This window comes from Pararobbsia alpina, assembly GCF_902859895.1.
In the GTDB taxonomy this organism is placed as follows: domain Bacteria; phylum Pseudomonadota; class Gammaproteobacteria; order Burkholderiales; family Burkholderiaceae; genus Pararobbsia; species Pararobbsia alpina.
In genome coordinates this window covers 65,746-84,137 of sequence record NZ_CADIKM010000022.1, presented here as the reverse complement: position 1 = coordinate 84,137, position 18,392 = coordinate 65,746, and the positions used below count along the sequence as shown (strand labels likewise).

Annotated in this window: 24 protein-coding genes and 1 tRNA gene; 5 read left to right on the top strand and 20 right to left on the bottom strand. The window is 60.7% G+C overall.

The window, feature by feature from the left end; translation table 11 throughout:
- Positions 1-1,099 precede the first annotated feature (1,099 nt).
- Positions 1,100-1,471: a DUF6697 family protein gene (locus HV670_RS19735; RefSeq protein ID WP_175106559.1), complete on the top strand. Its 372-nt coding sequence runs from the start codon at positions 1,100-1,102 to the stop codon at positions 1,469-1,471.
- A 187-nt stretch (positions 1,472-1,658) separates the two neighbouring features.
- Here the strand turns inward: HV670_RS19735 and HV670_RS19730 are convergent, their stop codons facing one another.
- Positions 1,659-1,934 (bottom strand): HU family DNA-binding protein, encoded by a 276-nt coding sequence (locus tag HV670_RS19730; protein WP_175106558.1) that lies wholly within the window; start codon positions 1,932-1,934, stop codon positions 1,659-1,661.
- Positions 1,935-2,151: 217 nt separating this feature from the next.
- Entirely contained in the window at positions 2,152-2,583 is a 432-nt protein-coding gene (locus HV670_RS31130; RefSeq protein ID WP_246257726.1) for a hypothetical protein, read from the bottom strand.
- Between HV670_RS31130 and HV670_RS19720 the strand changes: the two genes are divergently transcribed.
- From HV670_RS19720 to HV670_RS32575, 3 genes are read left to right on the top strand one after another with little or no spacing between them, the layout of a single operon-like run.
- Positions 2,567-3,622 (top strand): helix-turn-helix domain-containing protein, encoded by a 1,056-nt coding sequence (locus tag HV670_RS19720; protein WP_175106556.1) that lies wholly within the window; start codon positions 2,567-2,569, stop codon positions 3,620-3,622. The genes HV670_RS31130 and HV670_RS19720 overlap by 17 nt on opposite strands.
- A complete protein-coding gene (locus HV670_RS30600) occupies positions 3,622-3,894 on the top strand; it encodes a PIN domain-containing protein (RefSeq protein ID WP_217478463.1) in 273 nt (90 codons plus the stop codon). The genes HV670_RS19720 and HV670_RS30600 overlap by 1 nt, the downstream gene beginning before the upstream one ends.
- Positions 3,895-3,903: 9 nt before the next feature.
- Entirely contained in the window at positions 3,904-4,110 is a 207-nt protein-coding gene (locus tag HV670_RS32575) for a PIN domain-containing protein (RefSeq protein WP_217478462.1), read from the top strand.
- A 244-nt stretch (positions 4,111-4,354) separates the two neighbouring features.
- Here HV670_RS32575 and HV670_RS19710 read toward each other — a convergent pair.
- The 6 genes from HV670_RS19710 to petA all read right to left on the bottom strand — a co-directional run bounded on the left by HV670_RS19710 (position 4,355) and on the right by petA (position 8,651).
- Positions 4,355-4,430 (bottom strand) — tRNA-Thr (locus HV670_RS19710).
- An 18-nt stretch (positions 4,431-4,448) separates the two neighbouring features.
- Positions 4,449-5,105 (bottom strand): ClpXP protease specificity-enhancing factor, encoded by a 657-nt coding sequence (locus HV670_RS19705; protein ID WP_175106555.1) that lies wholly within the window; start codon positions 5,103-5,105, stop codon positions 4,449-4,451.
- 65 nt (positions 5,106-5,170) lie between these two features.
- The gene (locus tag HV670_RS19700) at positions 5,171-5,782 is read right to left on the bottom strand and encodes a glutathione S-transferase N-terminal domain-containing protein (RefSeq protein WP_121090813.1); all 612 of its coding nucleotides are present in this window, start codon (positions 5,780-5,782) and stop codon (positions 5,171-5,173) included.
- A 94-nt stretch (positions 5,783-5,876) separates the two neighbouring features.
- On the bottom strand, positions 5,877-6,620 hold the full coding sequence (locus HV670_RS19695; protein ID WP_175106554.1) for a cytochrome c1: 744 nt from the start codon (positions 6,618-6,620) through the stop codon (positions 5,877-5,879).
- A gap of 25 nt (positions 6,621-6,645) precedes the next feature.
- Positions 6,646-8,028, bottom strand: a complete 1,383-nt coding sequence (locus tag HV670_RS19690) for a cytochrome b (protein WP_175106553.1) — start codon at positions 8,026-8,028, stop codon at positions 6,646-6,648.
- 2 nt (positions 8,029-8,030) lie between these two features.
- Positions 8,031-8,651, bottom strand: coding sequence for a ubiquinol-cytochrome c reductase iron-sulfur subunit (petA, locus tag HV670_RS19685; RefSeq protein WP_175106552.1), 621 nt, complete (start codon positions 8,649-8,651; stop codon positions 8,031-8,033).
- A 407-nt stretch (positions 8,652-9,058) separates the two neighbouring features.
- Here petA and HV670_RS19680 point away from each other — a divergent pair, with 407 nt between their 5' ends.
- Positions 9,059-10,339 carry a Do family serine endopeptidase gene (locus tag HV670_RS19680; protein ID WP_175106551.1) on the top strand — a complete coding sequence of 427 codons (1,281 nt, stop codon included), beginning with the start codon at positions 9,059-9,061 and terminating at the stop codon, positions 10,337-10,339.
- 34 nt (positions 10,340-10,373) lie between these two features.
- Here HV670_RS19680 and tatC read toward each other — a convergent pair whose 3' ends face one another.
- The 12 genes from tatC to hisC all read right to left on the bottom strand — a co-directional run bounded on the left by tatC (position 10,374) and on the right by hisC (position 18,383).
- The gene (gene tatC / locus HV670_RS19675) at positions 10,374-11,111 is read right to left on the bottom strand and encodes a twin-arginine translocase subunit TatC (protein ID WP_425511444.1); all 738 of its coding nucleotides are present in this window, start codon (positions 11,109-11,111) and stop codon (positions 10,374-10,376) included.
- Positions 11,112-11,358: 247 nt separating this feature from the next.
- The gene (gene tatB, locus HV670_RS19670) at positions 11,359-11,892 is read right to left on the bottom strand and encodes a Sec-independent protein translocase protein TatB (RefSeq protein WP_175106549.1); all 534 of its coding nucleotides are present in this window, start codon (positions 11,890-11,892) and stop codon (positions 11,359-11,361) included.
- A gap of 20 nt (positions 11,893-11,912) precedes the next feature.
- A complete protein-coding gene (gene tatA / locus HV670_RS19665; protein ID WP_175106548.1) occupies positions 11,913-12,152 on the bottom strand; it encodes a Sec-independent protein translocase subunit TatA in 240 nt (79 codons plus the stop codon).
- 190 nt (positions 12,153-12,342) lie between these two features.
- A complete protein-coding gene (locus HV670_RS19660) occupies positions 12,343-12,705 on the bottom strand; it encodes a histidine triad nucleotide-binding protein (protein ID WP_175106547.1) in 363 nt (120 codons plus the stop codon).
- A gap of 36 nt (positions 12,706-12,741) precedes the next feature.
- Positions 12,742-13,077 (bottom strand): phosphoribosyl-ATP diphosphatase, encoded by a 336-nt coding sequence (locus HV670_RS19655; RefSeq protein ID WP_175106546.1) that lies wholly within the window; start codon positions 13,075-13,077, stop codon positions 12,742-12,744.
- 64 nt (positions 13,078-13,141) lie between these two features.
- Positions 13,142-13,540, bottom strand: coding sequence for a phosphoribosyl-AMP cyclohydrolase (gene hisI, locus HV670_RS19650; RefSeq protein ID WP_175106545.1), 399 nt, complete (start codon positions 13,538-13,540; stop codon positions 13,142-13,144).
- Between the two features lie 2 nt (positions 13,541-13,542).
- Positions 13,543-14,316: an imidazole glycerol phosphate synthase subunit HisF gene (gene hisF / locus HV670_RS19645; RefSeq protein WP_175106544.1), complete on the bottom strand. Its 774-nt coding sequence runs from the start codon at positions 14,314-14,316 to the stop codon at positions 13,543-13,545.
- Between the two features lie 125 nt (positions 14,317-14,441).
- The gene (gene hisA / locus HV670_RS19640; RefSeq protein WP_175106543.1) at positions 14,442-15,191 is read right to left on the bottom strand and encodes a 1-(5-phosphoribosyl)-5-[(5-phosphoribosylamino)methylideneamino]imidazole-4-carboxamide isomerase; all 750 of its coding nucleotides are present in this window, start codon (positions 15,189-15,191) and stop codon (positions 14,442-14,444) included.
- A 138-nt stretch (positions 15,192-15,329) separates the two neighbouring features.
- Positions 15,330-15,971, bottom strand: a complete 642-nt coding sequence (gene hisH, locus HV670_RS19635) for an imidazole glycerol phosphate synthase subunit HisH (RefSeq protein WP_175106542.1) — start codon at positions 15,969-15,971, stop codon at positions 15,330-15,332.
- A complete protein-coding gene (locus tag HV670_RS19630; RefSeq protein ID WP_175106541.1) occupies positions 15,968-16,588 on the bottom strand; it encodes a MarC family protein in 621 nt (206 codons plus the stop codon). The genes hisH and HV670_RS19630 overlap by 4 nt, the downstream gene beginning before the upstream one ends.
- An 88-nt stretch (positions 16,589-16,676) precedes the next feature.
- Positions 16,677-17,270, bottom strand: coding sequence for an imidazoleglycerol-phosphate dehydratase HisB (gene hisB / locus HV670_RS19625; RefSeq protein ID WP_175106540.1), 594 nt, complete (start codon positions 17,268-17,270; stop codon positions 16,677-16,679).
- Between the two features lie 36 nt (positions 17,271-17,306).
- The gene (gene hisC / locus HV670_RS19620; protein WP_175106539.1) at positions 17,307-18,383 is read right to left on the bottom strand and encodes a histidinol-phosphate transaminase; all 1,077 of its coding nucleotides are present in this window, start codon (positions 18,381-18,383) and stop codon (positions 17,307-17,309) included.
- Between the last annotated feature and the right edge of the window lie 9 nt (positions 18,384-18,392).

Sequence of the window (18,392 nt, the reverse complement as noted above, 5' to 3'; positions counted from 1 at the left end):
GCGTGACGTGCTTGGACGCATTGCGGATCACCCGGTCAACGAGATCGAATCGCTGTTGCCGTGGAATACCGGCACGCCGAGCTCGTCAGCGCTTAACCAGGCTAATTAGGTCCCCACTTAGCAATAAGTGGGGGCTTCACGGCCTGTGCGCTCGCCGTGATAACCGCGTACCAATTCGACGTCGTCAACATGTCCTGGCTGGACGCTTACGGGATTGCCGATCACCCTGTCAACAGGATTGACGAGTTGCTTCCGTGGAATCTCGCGCCGCTCAATGATGCCGGCCATCGCAGCCAGAGCTGACCTACGTTCCCACTTAAATACGTGGGGAATTAGTCCACTTCACCTGCTGCCAATACTTTGTCAATCACCTGCACCAGCTTAGCCATGGACGCAAGATGCCGTGGCCGGACGCTTACAGGTCTTGCGCATGATGCTGGCAAGCTCCTCGAAGATGGGCGATGAAGGATTCGCGCGATAGACAAGCTGGTTTCCTCGACGCTCCCGGTCGAGAATGCCCACATCAGCAAGTTTCGTGAGTTCCTTATGGAGTGTCCCGGGAGACGTGCTGGTAAGCCGTGCTATTTCACGGACGTGATACGACTCCCCCGGACGCAACAGGAGTAGCCCCAGGACCCGGCGACGGTAGCCGCCGAAGAGCATGTCTGAAAGAGTTTGAAGCATGATTGGCTACGATCGCAGCCAATCATGCTTCAAACTGCAATGACCGCGTATACGCGGCGAGGCCCGTCATTGCCGGTTGCCGGTTGCCGGTTGCCGGTTGCCGGTTGCCGGTTGCCGGTTGCCGGTTGCCGGTTGCCGGTTGCCGGTTGCCGGTTGCCGGTTGCCGGGCACATTGGACCACTGGGATCAAGCGCAAAACATTTACTTGGCGGTAGGCAACGCCAACTCCGGGCGAAATTCAAACATTCCTTCGGAGAAGAACAAATCTGATTCAAGTGCCGCGAGTCACCGCATTTAAAATACGCATTCTTAATTCCCCCTCTCACCGATTTTATCCTTGCTTTACGTGAAATCCGATATTTTCTCTGGTTATTGTGTCGCAGTCCCTGCACTGCACGTTAGCTGGAGACTTATCATGTTTGAGATGGGCAAGGATTACACCCGTGGATATATTCACACGATCTGTGGCGGAAACAAACAATCGTTTCTGCCGGTTCACCGCGGTAAGGTGGTAGCCGCGTGCCTGCGGCCGGACCTCAACCCTCAGGCACCGGATGTCATCATTTGCAACAGCGGTGCCGCGGCACGTGCCGCTGGACGCACGCTCGCCAAGCAGGACGGCAGCATCCCCGTTTTCATCGAGCAGACGACGGACCGTCTGCGATATGTGGGCAACTTCGCCGTGACGGAATCGCTCACGATACCCGCCGACTGCGACCCCTACGCCAAAGACACCAAGTTCACCCCGCGCCAGATTTCACGCGTAATCAAACTGCGGCGCGGCTAAATAAAACCAAACAACGAAAAACCCCGTACGGCAACGCCTTTACGGGGTTTTTCGAATTGCCTCTGTTTCGCCACGCTGTCAAAAAGGCTTGAGAAAGCCTATCCGCACTTAAACCGCAGCTGACACACTCCGCCAGAATCGCGAAGCCATTCAAGGCATTTTCCAGTCAATCACCGTGCATCGGCAATCAGCTATTGACCAGATCCTTGAATGCCTTGCCCGCGGTGAATTTCACCGTCTTGGCGGCTTCGATCTGGATGGCTTCGCCCGTCGCGGGATTGCGCCCGGCGCGCGCGGCGCGGTTGCCCGAACCAAACGAGCCGAAGCCGACCAATTGCACCGCGTCTCCCTTGGAGACCGCAACAATGACGTTGTCGATGAACGCATCGACAAATTTTGCTGTTCCGGCCTTGCTGTCACCCGTGACCGCTGCGATTGCATCAATCAGCTCTTGTTTGTTCATGGTTGCCCTTCCGTGGTTTGGATCGGCGTCCAAGATTGACGCCAAAGACTTGATACTCTGCCCTACGCACAACGCCCGCGCAACTCCCCGGCGGCACAGCGCACCCAGAAAGTCTTAAATTGTGACTCAGCCGCCGCGTCTCCATGCGCGAAAGCCATATTTGCCGCAAGGCCAGGCGCCGTACCGGTAAGTTTGAGTCGAATCGCCCGCCATGTCGTCAGCGCCGGCCCTGAAACCCTTCTGAGTTTCCCACGCCGATGGGTGCACGCAGACAGCGTCCGTGCCGGCAGGCAAGTGGCAACGGCGCGCTTCGAACTATCCGCTTCTTGGGTGCAATGACGGCAAACATGCCCGCCAACCGACTGCGCGTCGCCCGCTTCGTCCTCGTCGGCGGCGAAGACAGGCAACCAGGCCTGAACGGGATCGAGCGCGGCACGGCACGATCGACCGGTTCGGCGCCACGCATGTGGCGAAAATCCAACCCGGCGACGTCTTCGTCATCGAAACGCCGGGCGGCGGCGGCTACGACCAGGCGAGTTTGCACGCACCACACTATCAAGTCTCCCGTCGGCTTGCGCAAAAGGTTGACAAACCTAGCAAGAAATTTTAGTTTGTCAACCAAGGAGAACATCATGATCAGCGATCGCATCCAGCGCGCCAGGCTATTGCGCGGCCTGAGCCTTGAAGCATTGGCGCAACGCTTGGGCGATATCACCAAGCAGGCGCTGAGCAAATTCGAGAAGGGCGAAGCTGTGCCCAACTCGACCCGCATTGTGCAACTCTCGCGAGCACTCGGCGTAAAGCCGGAATACTTCTTCAGGGCGGACGGGGTTGAGTTGGCTCAGGTCGAATTTCGCAAACTCTCAAAAATGTCCGCGCGCGACCAAACGTCTGTCATTGAGCAAGCTCGCGACCATTTGGAGCGGTACCTTGCGCTTGAACAATGCTTCGAGGCGGCGGGCGTTTCTCTAAAGCCCCCGTCGGCGGGTTTCTTGGCGGTCAATAATCGAGAAGAAGCCGAAGTAGCCGCGGAAAAATTGCGCGAAGAATGGCGCTTAGGGAGCGATGCAATCGCCAACTTCACCGAGCTATTGGAAGAGCACGGTGTCAAGGTGGCATTGCTCGAGGGCATAGACAAATTCGATGGGGCTTGCGTTGCCACTCAGGACAAGCAACACGTGCTGGTGGCGTTGAACCGCCAGCGGCCCGGTGAGCGACAGCGTTTTACGGCCGCCCATGAGCTAGGTCATTGGGTGATGGCAATTCCCGAGGATATGCCAGAGAAAGAGAAGGAAGCATGCTGTCATCGCTTCGCTGGAGCTTTGTTGTATCCGCGAGAGCGCGTCAAGGCTGATTTTGGCGGCCATCAGCGTCATCGCGTGTTGTTTCAGGAGCTGATGCTGGCTAAGCGCGGTTATGGCGTCTCCATGCAAGTAGCATTGCGCCGCCTCAAGGACTTGGGATTGGTCAGCGAATCGCTGTTCAAGTCGCTGCAAATTCTGATGGGAAAAAGAGGATGGAGAACCGCCGAACCAGAGCCCATGGCAGCCGAGAACCCGTTAAGGTTTACGTCGCTGGTTTATTGGGGCTTGGCTGAAGGCTTGTTCACTCCTTCCCGTGCCGCGGAATTCCTTCAGCGGCCAATTTCGGCGCTGGAGACTGAAGCCTCGGTAACGCTGGAGGCTTGATGGCCAAAGTTTATGTTTCCGACACAAATATTTGGATTGATTTTCACCACGCCGACCTGCTGCGAGAATTGTTTCAACTGCCGTTTGCCTTGTGCTGCACGGACTTCGTCGCGCTCGAGTTAGATAGTCCTGAGCTAGCGCCCTTAGTGGATTTCGGGTTGGTCATCGAGTCCCTGAGCAGCGACGAGGTTCAGCAGTTGCATGCGCTAACCCAACAGCATAAGAATCCGTCTTTGGCTGACATGTCCTGCTACTTCCTGGCCAGAGAGTGACAGCTACCTTTGTTGACTGGCGACGGCGCATTGCGCGCGTTGGCACAACGCGAAAAAGTTCAGGTTCACGGAGCGCTGTGGCTGCTGGACAGAATGGTAGAGCACAATGTCATAGCCGCCACGCGCGCCGCCTTGGCTCTGCGAACCATGCTTGAAAAGAACGCGCGATTCCCCGAGAGGGAATGCCAGCGTCGGCTCGAACGCTGGGACGCGTGACCATGAGCGTTCGCTTCGGCGAGCCAAAATGATGCGTTGGTAGGGCGTGGACTGATTCAACGTCGGCGGCTCAGCCGTGGCAGCGAAGCTGGCCCGCGGCCCATGCCAGCCTCAATCACGATATTCGCTTCTCAAAGTTTTCCACGTCGAGCCGCGCGTTGACCGAACCCGGTTAACAGCGGTTACATAGCGCTGAAGAAGACAAGGGGTTACAGCGAAAACGCTGTAACCCCTTGAAATTTACTGGTGCCGGCTGCCGGACTCGAACCGACCACCTGATGATTACAAATCAACTGCTCTACCAGATGAGCTAAGCCGGCGAAGGAGGCGATTTTACTTCATTTGACGACCTTGAGGTGGCCTCGGCCACCCTTGTTTGGCGAGTCGTCAGGCGAATCGTCGCCGGATTTGGCTGCCGTACGCTCAGTATCGCCGTCAGACGCCGACGACACCGACGTCCGGCGCTCGTCCGTCCCCGATCCGCTGCCCGAAGACACCAGCATCGGCGTCGCAGCGACTCCCCCACTGGACCCGGACGAAGGCGACGGCGAGCCACCACTCGCCCCGCCCGAAGAAGACGAATCCGCGCCCGGGCCGCTGTCTTCCAGCTGCGCCAACTCGTCGGAGTCGCCGCTCAGCGCTTCATCGCCGCTGACGCCGTCGTCCTCGCTCTCGAGCTGCCGCTCCTCGACCGGGAAGGCCATCCCCTGCCCGTTCTCGCGCGCGTAAATCGCGAGCACGTTGGACACCTGGACTTCGATATGATGCGACTTCCCCGAAAACCGGGCGCTGAAGTCGATCCACTCATTGCCCATCTTGAGCGCGCTGGTCGCATCGAAGCTGATGTTCAGCACGATTTCGCCGTCGCGCACGAACTCGCGCGGCACGCGCGTGCGGTCGTCCACGCGCACGGCAAGATGCGGCGTGTAACCGTTGTCCGTGCACCATTCATACAGTGCACGTAACAAATACGGCTTGGTTGGTGTTTCTGCCATTCGTCTTTCCTATCGCCATTCCATGCCCCGCATCGCGGGATACATCGCGATGGAGAGCCTTCCAATCACCGACGCATCACCTTTTCCGACGGCGTCAACGCCTCAATATACGCCGGCCGGCTGAAAATGCGCTCGGCATACTTCATCAGCGGCGCCGCATTCTTCGACAGCTCGATTCCATAGTGATCCAGACGCCACAGCAGCGGCGCGATCGCGACGTCGAGCATCGAGAACTCTTCGCCGAGCATGTACTTGTTCTTCACGAAGATCGGGGCCAGCTGCGTCAGCCGGTCGCGAATGGCGATGCGCGCCTTCTCGTGCGACTTCTCGGCGGCCTTGCCCTTCTCGTTCTCGAGGGTGCCGACATGGACGAACAGCTCTTTCTCGAAGTTCAGCAGGAAGAGCCGCGCACGCGCACGTTGCACGGGGTCGGCAGGCATCAGTTGCGGATGCGGGAAACGCTCGTCGATGTACTCGTTGATGATGTTCGACTCGTACAGGATCAGGTCCCGCTCGACGAGAATCGGCACCTGGCCATACGGATTCATGACGGCGATGTCTTCCGGCTTGTTGAACAAGTCGACATCGCGGATTTCAAAATCCATCCCCTTTTCGAACAGCACCAGGCGGCAGCGCTGGGAAAACGGGCAGGTCGTGCCTGAATAAAGAACCATCATTTTTTAGTTTCCTCAAAAAGCCAAAGGGCTAGCGATGCGGAACGCACTCCCGGCGCGCCCCTTTTCGCTAGCCCCACATCAAATCAATGCAGCCCTATTTGATGTCTTTCCAATAGGCGGCGTTCAATCGCCAGGCGAAAAAGCTCAGCAAGCCCAAGAACAGCAAGACCCACGCGCCAAGCTGCTTGCGCTCCTTGGCCGCGGGTTCCCCCATCCAGACCAGGTACGAGGTGAGGTCGGCAACCGCATCGTCATAGTCGTTGGCCGACATAGTACCGGGAGTGACTTGCTGAAATCCAATAATTCGGTGTTCAACCTCCCCACTTTCGTCGGTGGAATCCTCGAATTTCGCGGTTCGCACGCCTTGCAGCTGCCAAAGCACGTGCGGCATCCCGACATTCGGGAACACCGCGTTGTTCCACCCGGTCGGCCGGCTGTCGTCCTTGTAGAAAGTGCGCAGGTAAGTGTAGATCCAGTCTGCGCCCCGCGCGCGGGCCTCGACGCTGAGATCCGGCGGCGCGACGCCGAACCATTCTTTCGCGTCGGCGGGCCGCATCGCGACGGTCATCGGATTACCGACCTTGTTTGTCGCAAAGAGCAAATTATCCTCAATTTCCTGATCGGTCAGTCCGATATCGTGCAGACGCGTGTACCGCATCTCGCTGGCGCTATGACAATTGAGGCAATAGTTGACGAAAAGCCGCGCGCCGCGCTGCAGCGACACGAGATCGGCGGTGCGGTTCGGTGCCGCGTCGAGGTGCACACCCTCTTCGGCCATGACTTGCGTGCCCAGCAGAGTGGCGCCGAGCATCGCAAGGATCGAAAGAAGCTTTTTCATTCGGATGTCCCTGTTTGGCTGGCGTTCAGTGAGGTTTGAAAGTCACGCGGTCCGGCACGGGCTTGAAAGTGCCGAGCCGGGTCCAGAAAGGCATGCCCCAGAAGAATCCGAAGTACAGCAGGGTGCCGATCTGCGCAATCAGCGTCCCCGCGGGAGTCGGCGGTTTGGTCCCGAGGAAAGCCAGCGTCAGGAACACGATCACGAAAATGCCGTAGAAGACCTTGTGGAACAGCGGCCGGTAGCGGATCGACTTGACCGGACTCTGATCGAGCCAAGGCAGGAAAAACAGGGTCACGACGGCGCCGCCCATCACGAGTACGCCCCAGAATTTGGCCTGGGTCGTGAGCATCACGGCGATCACGATCGCGGCGATGACTACGCTGCCGATCTTCCACTTGATCGTCCGGGCCTTGATCAGGCCCAGCAGGCCAAGCAGCCCCGCGATCACCTCGAACACGATCTTGAAGTAGTCGGTCACCGCGCGAAGCATCGCGTAAAACGCGGTGAAGTACCAGACCGGCGCGATTTCGGGCGGCGTCTTCAGCGAATCGGCCGGAACGAAGTTATTGGCTTCGAGGAAGTAGCCACCCATTTCCGGCGCGAAAAACACGATCGCGCAGAAAATGAAGAGGAACACCGAGACGCCCATGAAATCGTGCACCGAGTAATAGGGATGGAAGGGAATGCCGTCGAGCGGCCGGCCATTCGCATCCTTGGTCTCCTTGATCTCGATACCGTCGGGATTGTTCGAACCCACTTCGTGCAGGGCCATGATGTGCGCGACGACGAGGGCCAGCAACACGAGCGGAATCGCAATGACGTGGAACGCGAAGAAGCGGTTCAGCGTGACGTCGCTCACCACGTAGTCGCCGCGAATCCACAGCGACAGGTCCGGGCCGATGAAGGGAATGGCCGAGAACAGGTTGACGATCACCTGCGCGCCCCAGTACGACATCTGGCCCCAGGGCAGCAAATAGCCGAAGAACGCTTCGGCCATCAGGGAAAGGAAGATCAAGCAGCCGAACACCCAGACCAGTTCGCGCGGTTTGCGGTACGAGCCGTAGAGCAGACCGCGGAACATGTGGAGGTAGACTACGACGAAGAACATCGACGCGCCGGTCGAATGGAGATAGCGGATCAGCCAGCCCCAGGGCACGTCGCGCATGATGTACTCGACCGAGGCGAACGCGAGGGTCGCATCGGGCTTGTAGTTCATGACGAGGAAAATGCCCGTGACGATCTGCAGCACGAGCACGAGCAGCGCAAGCGACCCGAAGAAGTACCAGAAGTTGAAGTTCTTCGGCGCGTAATACTCGGAAAGGTGGGCTTTCCAGAGCGAGCTCAGTGGAAAACGGCGATCGATCCAGCCGAGCAGGCCGGTGGTGTCGACTTCCTTCTCTGCGGCCATGATTACGCCTCCCCTTTTTCGTCTTTGCCGATCACGAGCGTGGTCGCATTGACGAACATGTACGGCGGTACGTCGAGGTTCTGCGGCGCGGGCTTGTTCTTGAACACGCGGCCGGCAAGATCGAAGGTCGAACCGTGGCAGGGGCACAGCCAGCCGCCGGGCCAATCGCTGGGCAGGTTGGGTTGAGGCCCAGGCGTGAAGCGCGGGCTCGGCGAGCAACCGAGGTGGGTACAGATGCCGACGAGCACGAGAATGTTCTTACGGTCGGCGCGGGACCGGTACTCATTGTTGCAGTACTCGGGCAAGGGCATGGAAAACGGGTTGGTCGTATGCGGATCGGCCAGTTCGGGATCGGCCTTGACGACGTCCGCGAGCATTGCATCGGTCCGGTTGAGGATCCAGACCGGCTTGCCGCGCCAGGCGACAGTCATCATTTCACCTGGCTTGAGATTACTGATATCCGCCTCGATTGGGGCCCCGGCCGCCTTGGCTTTCTCCGACGGTGCGAATGAACCGACGAATGGAACCAGTGTTGCTACGCCTCCGACTCCTCCTGCAACCGACGTCGCAATCAGCCAGGTACGGCGGCCATTGTCGACGCGACCATTCTCGTTGTCTCGCATCACACGCCCCACTTCTAGGTTGGATTTTCCGTCAACGGTAGATTATAGCGACGGGGGTAAAAGCTTGAAGGCGGCGCTTACAAGCATTGACAAAAGACAATTTAGACCGTCGTATTCGCAATGTGCTTCACAAGAAAAAGAGCAAACCTTTGATCGGAAAAGGCTTTTTTTGCCCCATCGAACTGCGTTCGTCATCATTACACAGAGGTGCCGACGTCATCTTCGAGATGCACATCGGCGGCCTGCACGCTGTATCGCTCGGTTCGCGTCATGCCCGGCCGCGATGCAGGCAAAGCCCGATTCGCGCGAGGTGGGTCGTCGGCTCGGTGAAAGCGCGGGGCTTGCAGAAGGTTGTTCAGATACAATTCCATATCAATCCGGTCCATCTATAAGCCCCTGATCTTTCTATGCTTCGACGCTTCTGGCTGCTGTTTGCACAAGCGGTGACAGTGCTCTTGGCGATGGTGTTCATCATCGTCACGCTGAAGCCCCAGTGGCTGCAGCGGCAAGGTCAGTTCGGACGCCAGCTTGCCGCGCCGATCGTCGCGCTGCAAGAGGTCGCACCCGCTTTGACGGGGCGGACGGACAATACGCCGGATTCGTTCGCGGATGGCGCGCAAAAAGCGATGCCAGCGGTCGTCAACGTGTTCTCGAGCAAGGCGGGCGCGCCCGGCTCGCGCGATCCGCGCATGAACGACCCGCTGTTCCGCTATTTCTTCGGGGAAGGCAACGTGCCGAACAAGCCGGCTCCGCATGCGGCCTCCAATCTCGGCTCCGGTGTGATCGTCAGTGAAGACGGCTACATTCTAACGAACCAGCATGTCGTCGACGGCGCTGACGAAATCGAGATCGCGCTCGCCGACGGCCGCAAGACCGATGCGAAGGTCATCGGCACCGACCCGGAAACAGACCTTGCGGTCCTCAAGATCAACCTCTCGAACCTGCCGACCATCACGCTCGGCCGGATGGACTCCACGCGCGTCGGCGATGTCGTGCTCGCGATCGGCAACCCCTTCGGGGTCGGCCAGACAGTGACGATGGGGATCATCTCGGCACTGGGCCGCAATCACCTCGGCATCAATACCTTCGAGAACTTCATACAGACCGATGCGGCGATCAATCCGGGCAATTCGGGCGGTGCGCTGGTCGATGTGCACGGCAACCTGCTCGGCATCAATACGGCGATCTATTCACGCAGTGGCGGGTCGCTCGGGATTGGCTTCGCGATTCCGGTTTCGATCGCCCGATCGGTGCTCCAAAGCATCATCGAGACGGGCACGGTCACACGAGGGTGGATCGGCGTCGAGCCGCAGGACGTAACGCCCGACATCTCGGAATCGTTCGGCCTCTCGCAGAAGAGCGGCGCGATCGTCGCGGGCGTGCTCCAGGGCGGCCCCGCCGACCAGGCTGGCATCAAGCCCGGCGACATCCTGATCGGCGTGGGCGACCAGAAGATCGACGACACGACGAATCTGCTCAACGTCATCGCCCAACTCAAGCCGGGCACGAGTGCGCAGGTGCACCTGATCCGCAAGAACAAACCGCTCGATGTCGCGCTCGTGATTGGCAAGCGGCCACCGCCGCCGAAACGCGCCCTGCCGAGCGACGAGGGCGGCGATAGCGGCGATGGCAGTGATGGCAATGGTGATGGCGGCAGCGGTAACGACGGCGGCGGCTCGGGCGAATAGACTGCCGGCCCGCGAGACCCGCGGGCCAGCCGGATCACGATGGATCGATACTGTCCGCCTCGACGATTTTCGGCTTGTCCTTGCCGACGATCAGACGGGCCGCAATGATGCCCAATTCATAGAGAATCATCAGCGGTACGGCGAGGATGAGCTGGGACAGCACGTCCGGCGGCGTCACGACGGCCGAGACGATAAAGGCGCCGACCACCACGTAGGGGCGGATCTGCTTGAGCTTCGCGATCGTCAGCACGCCCATGCGGACCAACAGCACGACGACGATCGGCACCTCGAAGGTAATCCCGAAACACAGGAACATCGTCAGCGCAAAACTCAGGTAATTGTCGATGTCAGTCGACATCTCCGCCCCGAGTGGCGCGTTATAGTGGGCCATCACGCGGAAGATGGTCGGAAACACGACGAAGTACGCGAACGCCATGCCGAACAGGAACAGGATATAGCTGCTGCTCACGAGCGGCACCACGAGCTTTTTCTCGTGCATGTAGAGGCCCGGCGCGATGAATGCCCAAATCTGGTAGAGCACGACAGGCAGCGCGATCACGAACGCGACCATCATCGTCACCTTCATCGGCACGAAGAACGAGCCCGTGACATCCGTCACGATCATCTTGCCGTCCTTGGGCAGATTCTGCAGCAGCGGCCGCGCAAGCAGATGGAAGATGTTCGGCGCCCAATAGACGAGGCTGATGAACACCACGATCACGGCGATGCCTGCGCGCATGATCCGGTTGCGCAGTTCGACGAGGTGCGACATGAATGTCTCTTCGGACTGGCCGTCGCCCTCGCTTTTATTGGGTGGGGGTGCGCTCACGCTAGCTCTTCACAGATATCGGTTATGCGGGGGTGGCCGCCCCTGCCGCCACTCGCGCGGGGGTTGAGCAACGGTGCGGCTCGTCAGGCAGTCGGGCATGGGCGGGCATCGGAATGCGGGCAATGGGAAGCTGAAAATGAGGTGCGGACAATAGGGCGCTGGCAATGTCGTACCGGCAGAGGCTCCAGGATTAGAGAAAACGCCTGGGCCGCCGCAGGTTGGCTGGTGTATGCCGCGCGACGCGCGCCGCGCCCGACTGCACGCGGGTGCGCGTGCTGCTCGCACGCTTGTACCAGTCCGGCATCGCCGTCTGCTTGATACGCCAGTTCTTGCGCATCGGCGCGGGCGCACCGGCACCGTAGCGCGAGCCGCCGCCGAAGCCTTCAAACACCGATGTCCCGGTAATATCGACGTCGTCGGCACCGGGCGTTACGTGCTCACCCTCGGTCCACGCATCGGTCAGGCTCGCCTGCTGCTCGCGGACCGTGTCGTGAATGGTGTTCTCGACGTTGTGCGCGGCATCCTCGAACCCTTTCTTCATCTTCTTGAGTTCGTCGAGCTCCATCTCGCGCGTGACTTCCGTCTTCACGTCATTGATATAACGCTGCGCGCGGCCGAGCAGCGTCCCTGCGAGCCGTGCAACGCCTGGCAACCGTTCGGGGCCGATCACGACAAGCGCGACCACCCCAATCAGGGCCATCTTGGAAAGACCGAGATCGAGCATCGATGAAGACTAGCCGACGGTCAACGAAGGTCTTGCGCTTTGGCGCGCTCTTTCGCGTCGACGTCGATCGTCGTTTCACGCGGCAGTTCCTTGTTGCGCTCCGTGGCGGCCGCACCGTCCTCGGCTTCCTTCATGCCATCCTTGAAGCCCTTCACGGCACCGCCAAGGTCAGTACCGATATTGCGCAGCTTCTTGGTACCGAACACCAGCGCGACGATCAACAACACGATCAACCAGTGCCAAATGCTAAATGAGCCCATTTCCTTCTCCCCTTACTGAAAACCGCGGTCACGCCACGGTTTGATCCATCGTGCATGGTCCGCGGCCAAAAATCCCAGGCAAAGTCTTTCTACCCCGAAGATACATCATTGGCATGTCAACCGCTCTTACGACCCTCAGCGCCTTTCCCGCTCAAGTCCCGCCTGGCGACTCTCTCAGCTGCCGCAGGCCCTAGCCCATCCGGGACCAGGGCCGCGGGCCCGCGAGGATATGGGCGTGCAGGTGATAGACCTCCTGCCCGCCGCCCGGCCCGGTATTGATTACCGTCCGGAAACCGGTTTCGCCACCTGTATAGGCTACGCCCAATTGCTCCGCGAGATTCGCCACCAATATGAGCATTCTACCAAGCAGCGGCGCATCCTTCTTCGTCACCTCCGAGAGCGTCGCAATATGCTGGCGCGGAATCACGAGCAGATGAACGGGTGCGGCCGGCCGGATATCGTAAAAAGCGACGAATTCCTCGTCCTCATGGACTTTCTTGCTGGGGATTTCGCCCGAGGCAATTTTGCAGAACAGGCAGTTGTCTTCACTCATCTGGATCGGTCACCGTAAAAACAGCGTGTTGCGGGCCTACTGCGTGCGTCTTGCCTTTTCCTCGAGGCCCGACAGGCCTTCGCGCCGCTCGAGTTCCGCGATGACGTCCGCAGGACCGAGGTCGAAATGGGCAAGCAGCACGAGACTATGAAACCACAGGTCGGCGACTTCGCCGACGAGCTTCGACGCGTCGCCGCCATGACGCGTGTCCTTCGCGGCCATCACGACCTCGGTCGCTTCCTCGCCAATCTTCTTCAGGATCGCATCGTCACCCTTGCTGAACAGGCGTGCGACATAGGAGGCGGCCGGGTCGCCGCCCTTGCGGCTCTCGAGCACCGCGGCCAGCTTCAGCAGCGAATCGGGGGTGCTCATGCCTGCGCACTCCTGTTCATACCGGTGTTCGTACTTGTGTTCGTCCGCATATCCGTACTCGTGCTCATTTGTAGATCGTGGTGGGGTCTTGCAACACCGGCTCGACGGTCACCCATTCGCCATCGCCGGCCGTGCCTTCGAATTTCTGGAAGAAACACGCATGGCGGCCCGTGTGACAGGCCATACCGGACACCTGCTCGACCTTGAGCAGCACGACATCCTCGTCACAATCGAGCCGGATTTCGTGCAAATGCTGGACGTGGCCGGACTCCTCACCCTTGAACCAGAGCTTGTTGCGCGAACGCGAAAAATACACCGCGCGCTTGTGCTCAACTGTGAGACGCAGCGCCTCACGGTTCATCCACGCGAACATCAGCACATCGTTACTGCCGACTTCCTGGGCAATCACCGGCACCAGGCCGTTTGCATCCCAGCGAACTTTATCGAGCCAATGGGTCGTCATAATTACAGTCTCACCGCGATGCCGCGTTGTGCCATGAATTGCTTCGCAGCGTGAATCGTGTGTTCGCCATAGTGAAAGATGCTCGCCGCGAGCACCGCATCGGCGTGGCCATCCGTGACGCCGTCGGCGAGATGCTGGAGCGTGCCGACGCCGCCCGATGCGATCACCGGCACGCTCACCGCGTCCGAGACCGCACGGGTCAGGCCGAGGTCGAAGCCGGCCTTGGTGCCGTCGCGGTCCATGCTGGTCAGCAGGATCTCGCCCGCGCCGAGGGCCGCGACCTTGCGCGCCCACTCGATCGCGTCGAGGCCGGTATTCTTGCGCCCGCCATGCGTGAAGACTTCCCAGCGCGGCACTTCACCCTCGGCCGACACGCGCTTGGCATCGATGGCGACGACGATGCATTGCGATCCGTACTTCGCCGCGGAATCGGCGACGAGTTGCGGATTCGCGACCGCCGACGAATTCATGCTGATTTTGTCGGCCCCCGCATTAAGCAGGCGCCGAATGTCCTCGACCACGCGCACGCCGCCGCCGACCGTCAGCGGAATGAACACCTGCGAGGCCACCGCCTCGATGATCGGCAGAATCAGGTCACGGCCGTCCGAGGTCGCGGTGATATCGAGAAAGGTCAGTTCGTCCGCACCCTCGCCGTCGTAACGGCGGGCAATCTCGACAGGGTCTCCCGCATCGCGTAGTTCGACGAAGTTGACGCCCTTGACGACGCGCCCGGCGGTCACGTCGAGGCAGGGAATGATGCGTTTGGGGAGAGCCATGATTTCAGTGGAAACCGCGTGCGTCCACGCACGCGTTGATCGGTCGGTTGCCCTGGCTCAGCCGCCTGCGGCGGCGGCACGGGGCGCGGTAGCTCAGGGACTCGGGGGCTCGGAAACTCCGGGGCTCAGGCGCCGGGTTCACGCAGCGCATCCGCACGCGACTGCGCGGCGGCGAAATCGAGCTCGCCCGCATAGATCGCGCGGCCGCAGATCACGCCCTCGATACCATGTTCCTCGACTTCGCAGAGCAGATCGATATCGGCGATCTTCGAGAGTCCGCCCGATGCGATCACCGGAATCTTGACCGATTGCGCAAGGCGTACGGTCGCTTCGATATTGATGCCCTGGAGCATCCCGTCGCGGCCAATATCGGTGTAGATGATCGCTTCGCAGCCGTAGTCCTCGAACTTCTGCGCGAGGTCGATGACTTCGTGGCCCGTGAGCTTGCTCCAGCCGTCGGTCGCGACCTTGCCGTCCTTCGCATCGAGGCCGACGATAATGTGCCCCCCGAACGCCGTGCAGGCATCCTGAAGAAAACCGGGGTTCTTGACCGCGGCGGTGCCGATGATCACGAACGACAGGCCATCGTCGAGATAACGCTCGATCGTATTGAGGTCGCGAATACCACCGCCGAGCTGCACGGGGATCTCGTCGCCCACCTCCTCGATGATCGCGCGGATGGCCGCTTCGTTCTTCGGCTTGCCGGCAAAGGCGCCGTTCAGGTCGACAAGGTGCAGGCGGCGCGCGCCCTGGTTAACCCAGTGGCGCGCCATGGCGGCGGGGTCTTTGGAGAAGACGGTCGCCTGGTCCATATCGCCTTGCTTCAAGCGAACACACTGACCGTCTTTCAGATCGATGGCCGGAATGAGCAGCATAGCAATCGTGTTGTACGTAGAGAAAAGGTTAGGGAACGTGCTGCGGCGGCCACAAGGCCGGGCTGTCACGCTAGTTTAGTACAAGTACCGCGCCCCGCACGACCACACTGGTCATCCGGTCTACCAAAGGCCGAATATTCAGGGCTGCCATTCGACAAAATTCCGGTACAGCCGCAACCCCGCCTCGGCACTCTTTTCCGGATGGAACTGGGTCGCGAAAATGTTATCGCGCGCGATAGCCGACGCGAACACGGTGCCGTAGAGGGTCTCGCCAGCCGTATGGGTGGCATCGTCCGGCGTGACGAAATAGCTGTGGACGAAATAGAAATAGCTCTGGTCGGCGATGCCCCGCCAGACCGGATGCGGCGAAGTCTGGCGCACGCGGTTCCAGCCCATTTGCGGAATCTTGAAGCGAGAGCCGTCGTCCTGCAACTGGCCGTCGAGCGCAAAACGCGTGACCGAACCGTGAATCAGACCGAGCCCCGGGGTATCGCCTTCGGCGCTCCAATCGAGCAGCATCTGCTCGCCGACGCATACGCCGAGGAGCGGCTTGGTCCGCGATGCTTCGAGCAGCGCGTCGAGCAGCCCCGATTCGCGCAGCGAGCGCATGCAGTCGGGCATCGCCCCCTGCCCCGGCAGCACGACACGGTCGGCCGCGCGGATGTGCTCCGCCTCGGTAACGACCGCGACATCCGCGTCGGGCGCGGCCTTTCGCAGCGCCTGGGCAACCGAGCGGAGGTTGCCCGAACCGTAATCGACAATCGCAATCGAATTTTTCATCTCAAGACAGGAAACAGGGATTTGAGGCCATTCACCATAAATTCGACAGCCAGGGCCGCGAGAATCAGACCCATGATCCGCGTGGCAATATTGATACCGGTCTGCCCGACCACGTTCGCGATCGGCTCGGCCGCGCGCAGCGCGGCATAGCATATCCCGCCGAGCCCGGCGCCGATCGCGATCAGCGGCAGCCGGTCATACCAGTGCGCCGCCTCGCCCGCATAGATGATCACGGTGCTGATGGTGCCGGGCCCCGTCAGCAAGGGGATCGCGAGCGGCACGACGGCCACATTGTCCTTGAGCTCCGCGTCGGTCTGCTCCTGCTGGGTCGCCTGCTGGGGCGGTGTCCGCGCACTGAGCATGTTCATCGCCATCATCAGCATGATGATCCCGCCGCCGACCTGGAGCGAGCCGATCGAGATGCCGAAGAACGCGATCGCGCGTTCGCCGATCGTCGCGGAGAAGCCGATCACGACGAACACCGCGATCGACGCGATGCGCACCGTCCGGTGCGTTTCCGCGCGGTTCTGCTGGGCCGTGAGGCTCAGGAAAATCGGAATCGCGCCGATCGGGTTGATCAGTGCGAGCAGCGAGATAAACGACTTGAGTAAGTCCATCGTGAGGTCGGCGCGAGTCGGAGTTTCGGTAGCGTGTACTGTGTGCTCTGTCTTGCGTTGCCGCCATCAGCCCGATGCCAGGCGGCATTCAGCCAACCAGATTTCCCTTCGTCGACGGCACCTGCCCTGCGGCGCGCTCGTCGAGTTCCACGGCCATGCGCAGCGCGCGGCCGAACGCCTTGAACGCGGTCTCGACCTGATGGTGCGCATTGATCCCGCGCAGATTGTCGATATGCAGCGTCGCGGCCGCATGATTCACGAAGCCGCGGAAAAACTCGATGGTCAGATCGACGTCGAAAGTGCCGATCCGCGCCCGCGTGAACGGAATATGGAACTCGAGGCCCGGCCGCCCCGACAGATCGATCACGACGCGCGTGAGAGCCTCGTCGAGCGGCACGTACGAATGACCGTAGCGGCGCACGCCCTTCTTGTCGCCGAGCGCCTTCGCGACCGCCTGCCCCAATGTGATGCCGACGTCCTCGACCGTGTGATGGTCATCGATATGAAGATCCCCGTGCGCCTCGACTTCGAGGTCGACCATGCCGTGACGCGCGATCTGGTCGAGCATGTGGTCGAGAAACGGCACACCGGTGGCCAGCTTGTGCTGACCGGTGCCGTCGAGATTGATCTTCACACGGATCTGCGTTTCGCTGGTGTTGCGAACGACTTCCGCTATACGCATGGGTCTTTCCTGACTCGGGATGGGGAACAACGGGCCTCAGGCCTGGAGCGCGACGGCCAACGCGGCCAGCATCTGCGCATTCTCTTCAGGCGTGCCGACCGTCAGCCGCAGGCAATTCGCGAGCTGCGGGTGCATTTTACTCACGTTTTTCACAAGCACTCGTTTGGTCAGCAGTGTTTCGAACACACTGGGGGCATCGGGCACGCGGGTGAGCACGAAATTCGCGGCGCTCGGGAACGTTTGCGTGCCCGGCAGCGCGTCGATCGCCGCGATCAGCCGGTCACGCTCCGCGCGCAGCACGGCGGCCTGTTCGTCGAGCACGTCGAGGTGGTCGAGCAGGAACTCCGCGGTCGCCTGGGTCAGCACGTTGACGTTGTACGGCGGGCGCACCTTGTCGAGCTCCGCGATCCAGTCGGGGCTGCCGGCAAGATAGCCAAGGCGGATACCCGCGAGGCCGAGCTTCGAAACCGTCCGCATGACGACGACATTGTCGAACTCCGGCAGACGCGACATCCAGCTGCGTTGCGCGAACGGGAAATAGGCCTCGTCGATCACGACCAGCGAACCGCGCGCGGCGGCGATCACCTGCTCGATCGCCTTGTCGTCGAATAGATTGCCGGTGGGATTGTTCGGATAAGCAAGGTAGATCACCGCCGGCTTGTGCCGCTCGATCGCGGCGAGCATCGCGCTGAGATCGAGGCCGAAGTCGGCCGCAAGCGGTACGCCGATAAAGCCGAGCTGCGCGAAACGCGCCGACAGCTCATACATGACGAAAGCCGGCACGGGCGCGAGCGCGGTCGCACCGGGCTTCGCAAGCGCGAGCGACACGATCGAGATCAGTTCGTCGGAGCCGTTGCCGAGCAGCACGTCGAAGCCCGCCGGCACCTTCATTTTCACGCGCAGCTTGTCGAGCAGCGCGGCCGGGCGCGGCGAAGGATAGCGGTTCAGCGCGACGGCGGCGAGCCGCTCACCCAGCTGCGCTGCCAGCGCCGAGGGCAATGGGTAGGGATTCTCCATTGCGTCGAGCTTGATCAGGCCGCTCGCGTCGGCGACCGGGTAGCTCGTCATCGCCAGAATTTCGGGACGGACGATCGAGTGCAGCGTGCGATTCATATTGGCGTT

Excerpts from the sequence above, each read along its gene's own strand:
- HV670_RS19655 (WP_175106546.1), bottom strand. The coding sequence starts at position 13,077 with ATGAGCACCCCCGATTCGCTGCTGAAGCTGGCCGCGGTGCTCGAGAGC.
- HV670_RS19730 (WP_175106558.1), bottom strand. The coding sequence starts at position 1,934 with ATGAACAAACAAGAGCTGATTGATGCAATCGCAGCGGTCACGGGTGAC.
- HV670_RS30600 (WP_217478463.1), top strand. The coding sequence starts at position 3,622 with ATGGCCAAAGTTTATGTTTCCGACACAAATATTTGGATTGATTTTCAC.
- hisA (WP_175106543.1), bottom strand. The coding sequence starts at position 15,191 with ATGCTGCTCATTCCGGCCATCGATCTGAAAGACGGTCAGTGTGTTCGC.
- HV670_RS19690 (WP_175106553.1), bottom strand. The coding sequence starts at position 8,028 with ATGGCCGCAGAGAAGGAAGTCGACACCACCGGCCTGCTCGGCTGGATC.
- tatA (WP_175106548.1), bottom strand. The coding sequence starts at position 12,152 with ATGGGCTCATTTAGCATTTGGCACTGGTTGATCGTGTTGTTGATCGTC.
- hisB (WP_175106540.1), bottom strand. The coding sequence starts at position 17,270 with ATGCGTATAGCGGAAGTCGTTCGCAACACCAGCGAAACGCAGATCCGT.
- HV670_RS19630 (WP_175106541.1), bottom strand. The coding sequence starts at position 16,588 with ATGGACTTACTCAAGTCGTTTATCTCGCTGCTCGCACTGATCAACCCG.
- HV670_RS19680 (WP_175106551.1), top strand. The coding sequence starts at position 9,059 with ATGCTTCGACGCTTCTGGCTGCTGTTTGCACAAGCGGTGACAGTGCTC.
- tatB (WP_175106549.1), bottom strand. The coding sequence starts at position 11,892 with ATGCTCGATCTCGGTCTTTCCAAGATGGCCCTGATTGGGGTGGTCGCG.
- hisF (WP_175106544.1), bottom strand. The coding sequence starts at position 14,316 with ATGGCTCTCCCCAAACGCATCATTCCCTGCCTCGACGTGACCGCCGGG.
- hisC (WP_175106539.1), bottom strand. The coding sequence starts at position 18,383 with ATGAATCGCACGCTGCACTCGATCGTCCGTCCCGAAATTCTGGCGATG.
- tatC (WP_425511444.1), bottom strand. The coding sequence starts at position 11,111 with ATGTCGCACCTCGTCGAACTGCGCAACCGGATCATGCGCGCAGGCATC.
- hisH (WP_175106542.1), bottom strand. The coding sequence starts at position 15,971 with ATGAAAAATTCGATTGCGATTGTCGATTACGGTTCGGGCAACCTCCGC.
- HV670_RS19735 (WP_175106559.1), top strand. The coding sequence starts at position 1,100 with ATGTTTGAGATGGGCAAGGATTACACCCGTGGATATATTCACACGATC.
- hisI (WP_175106545.1), bottom strand. The coding sequence starts at position 13,540 with ATGACGACCCATTGGCTCGATAAAGTTCGCTGGGATGCAAACGGCCTG.
- HV670_RS31130 (WP_246257726.1), bottom strand. The coding sequence starts at position 2,583 with ATGCGATCGCTGATCATGATGTTCTCCTTGGTTGACAAACTAAAATTT.
- HV670_RS19660 (WP_175106547.1), bottom strand. The coding sequence starts at position 12,705 with ATGAGTGAAGACAACTGCCTGTTCTGCAAAATTGCCTCGGGCGAAATC.
- petA (WP_175106552.1), bottom strand. The coding sequence starts at position 8,651 with ATGCGAGACAACGAGAATGGTCGCGTCGACAATGGCCGCCGTACCTGG.
- HV670_RS19695 (WP_175106554.1), bottom strand. The coding sequence starts at position 6,620 with ATGAAAAAGCTTCTTTCGATCCTTGCGATGCTCGGCGCCACTCTGCTG.
- HV670_RS19720 (WP_175106556.1), top strand. The coding sequence starts at position 2,567 with ATGATCAGCGATCGCATCCAGCGCGCCAGGCTATTGCGCGGCCTGAGC.
- HV670_RS19700 (WP_121090813.1), bottom strand. The coding sequence starts at position 5,782 with ATGATGGTTCTTTATTCAGGCACGACCTGCCCGTTTTCCCAGCGCTGC.
- HV670_RS19705 (WP_175106555.1), bottom strand. The coding sequence starts at position 5,105 with ATGGCAGAAACACCAACCAAGCCGTATTTGTTACGTGCACTGTATGAA.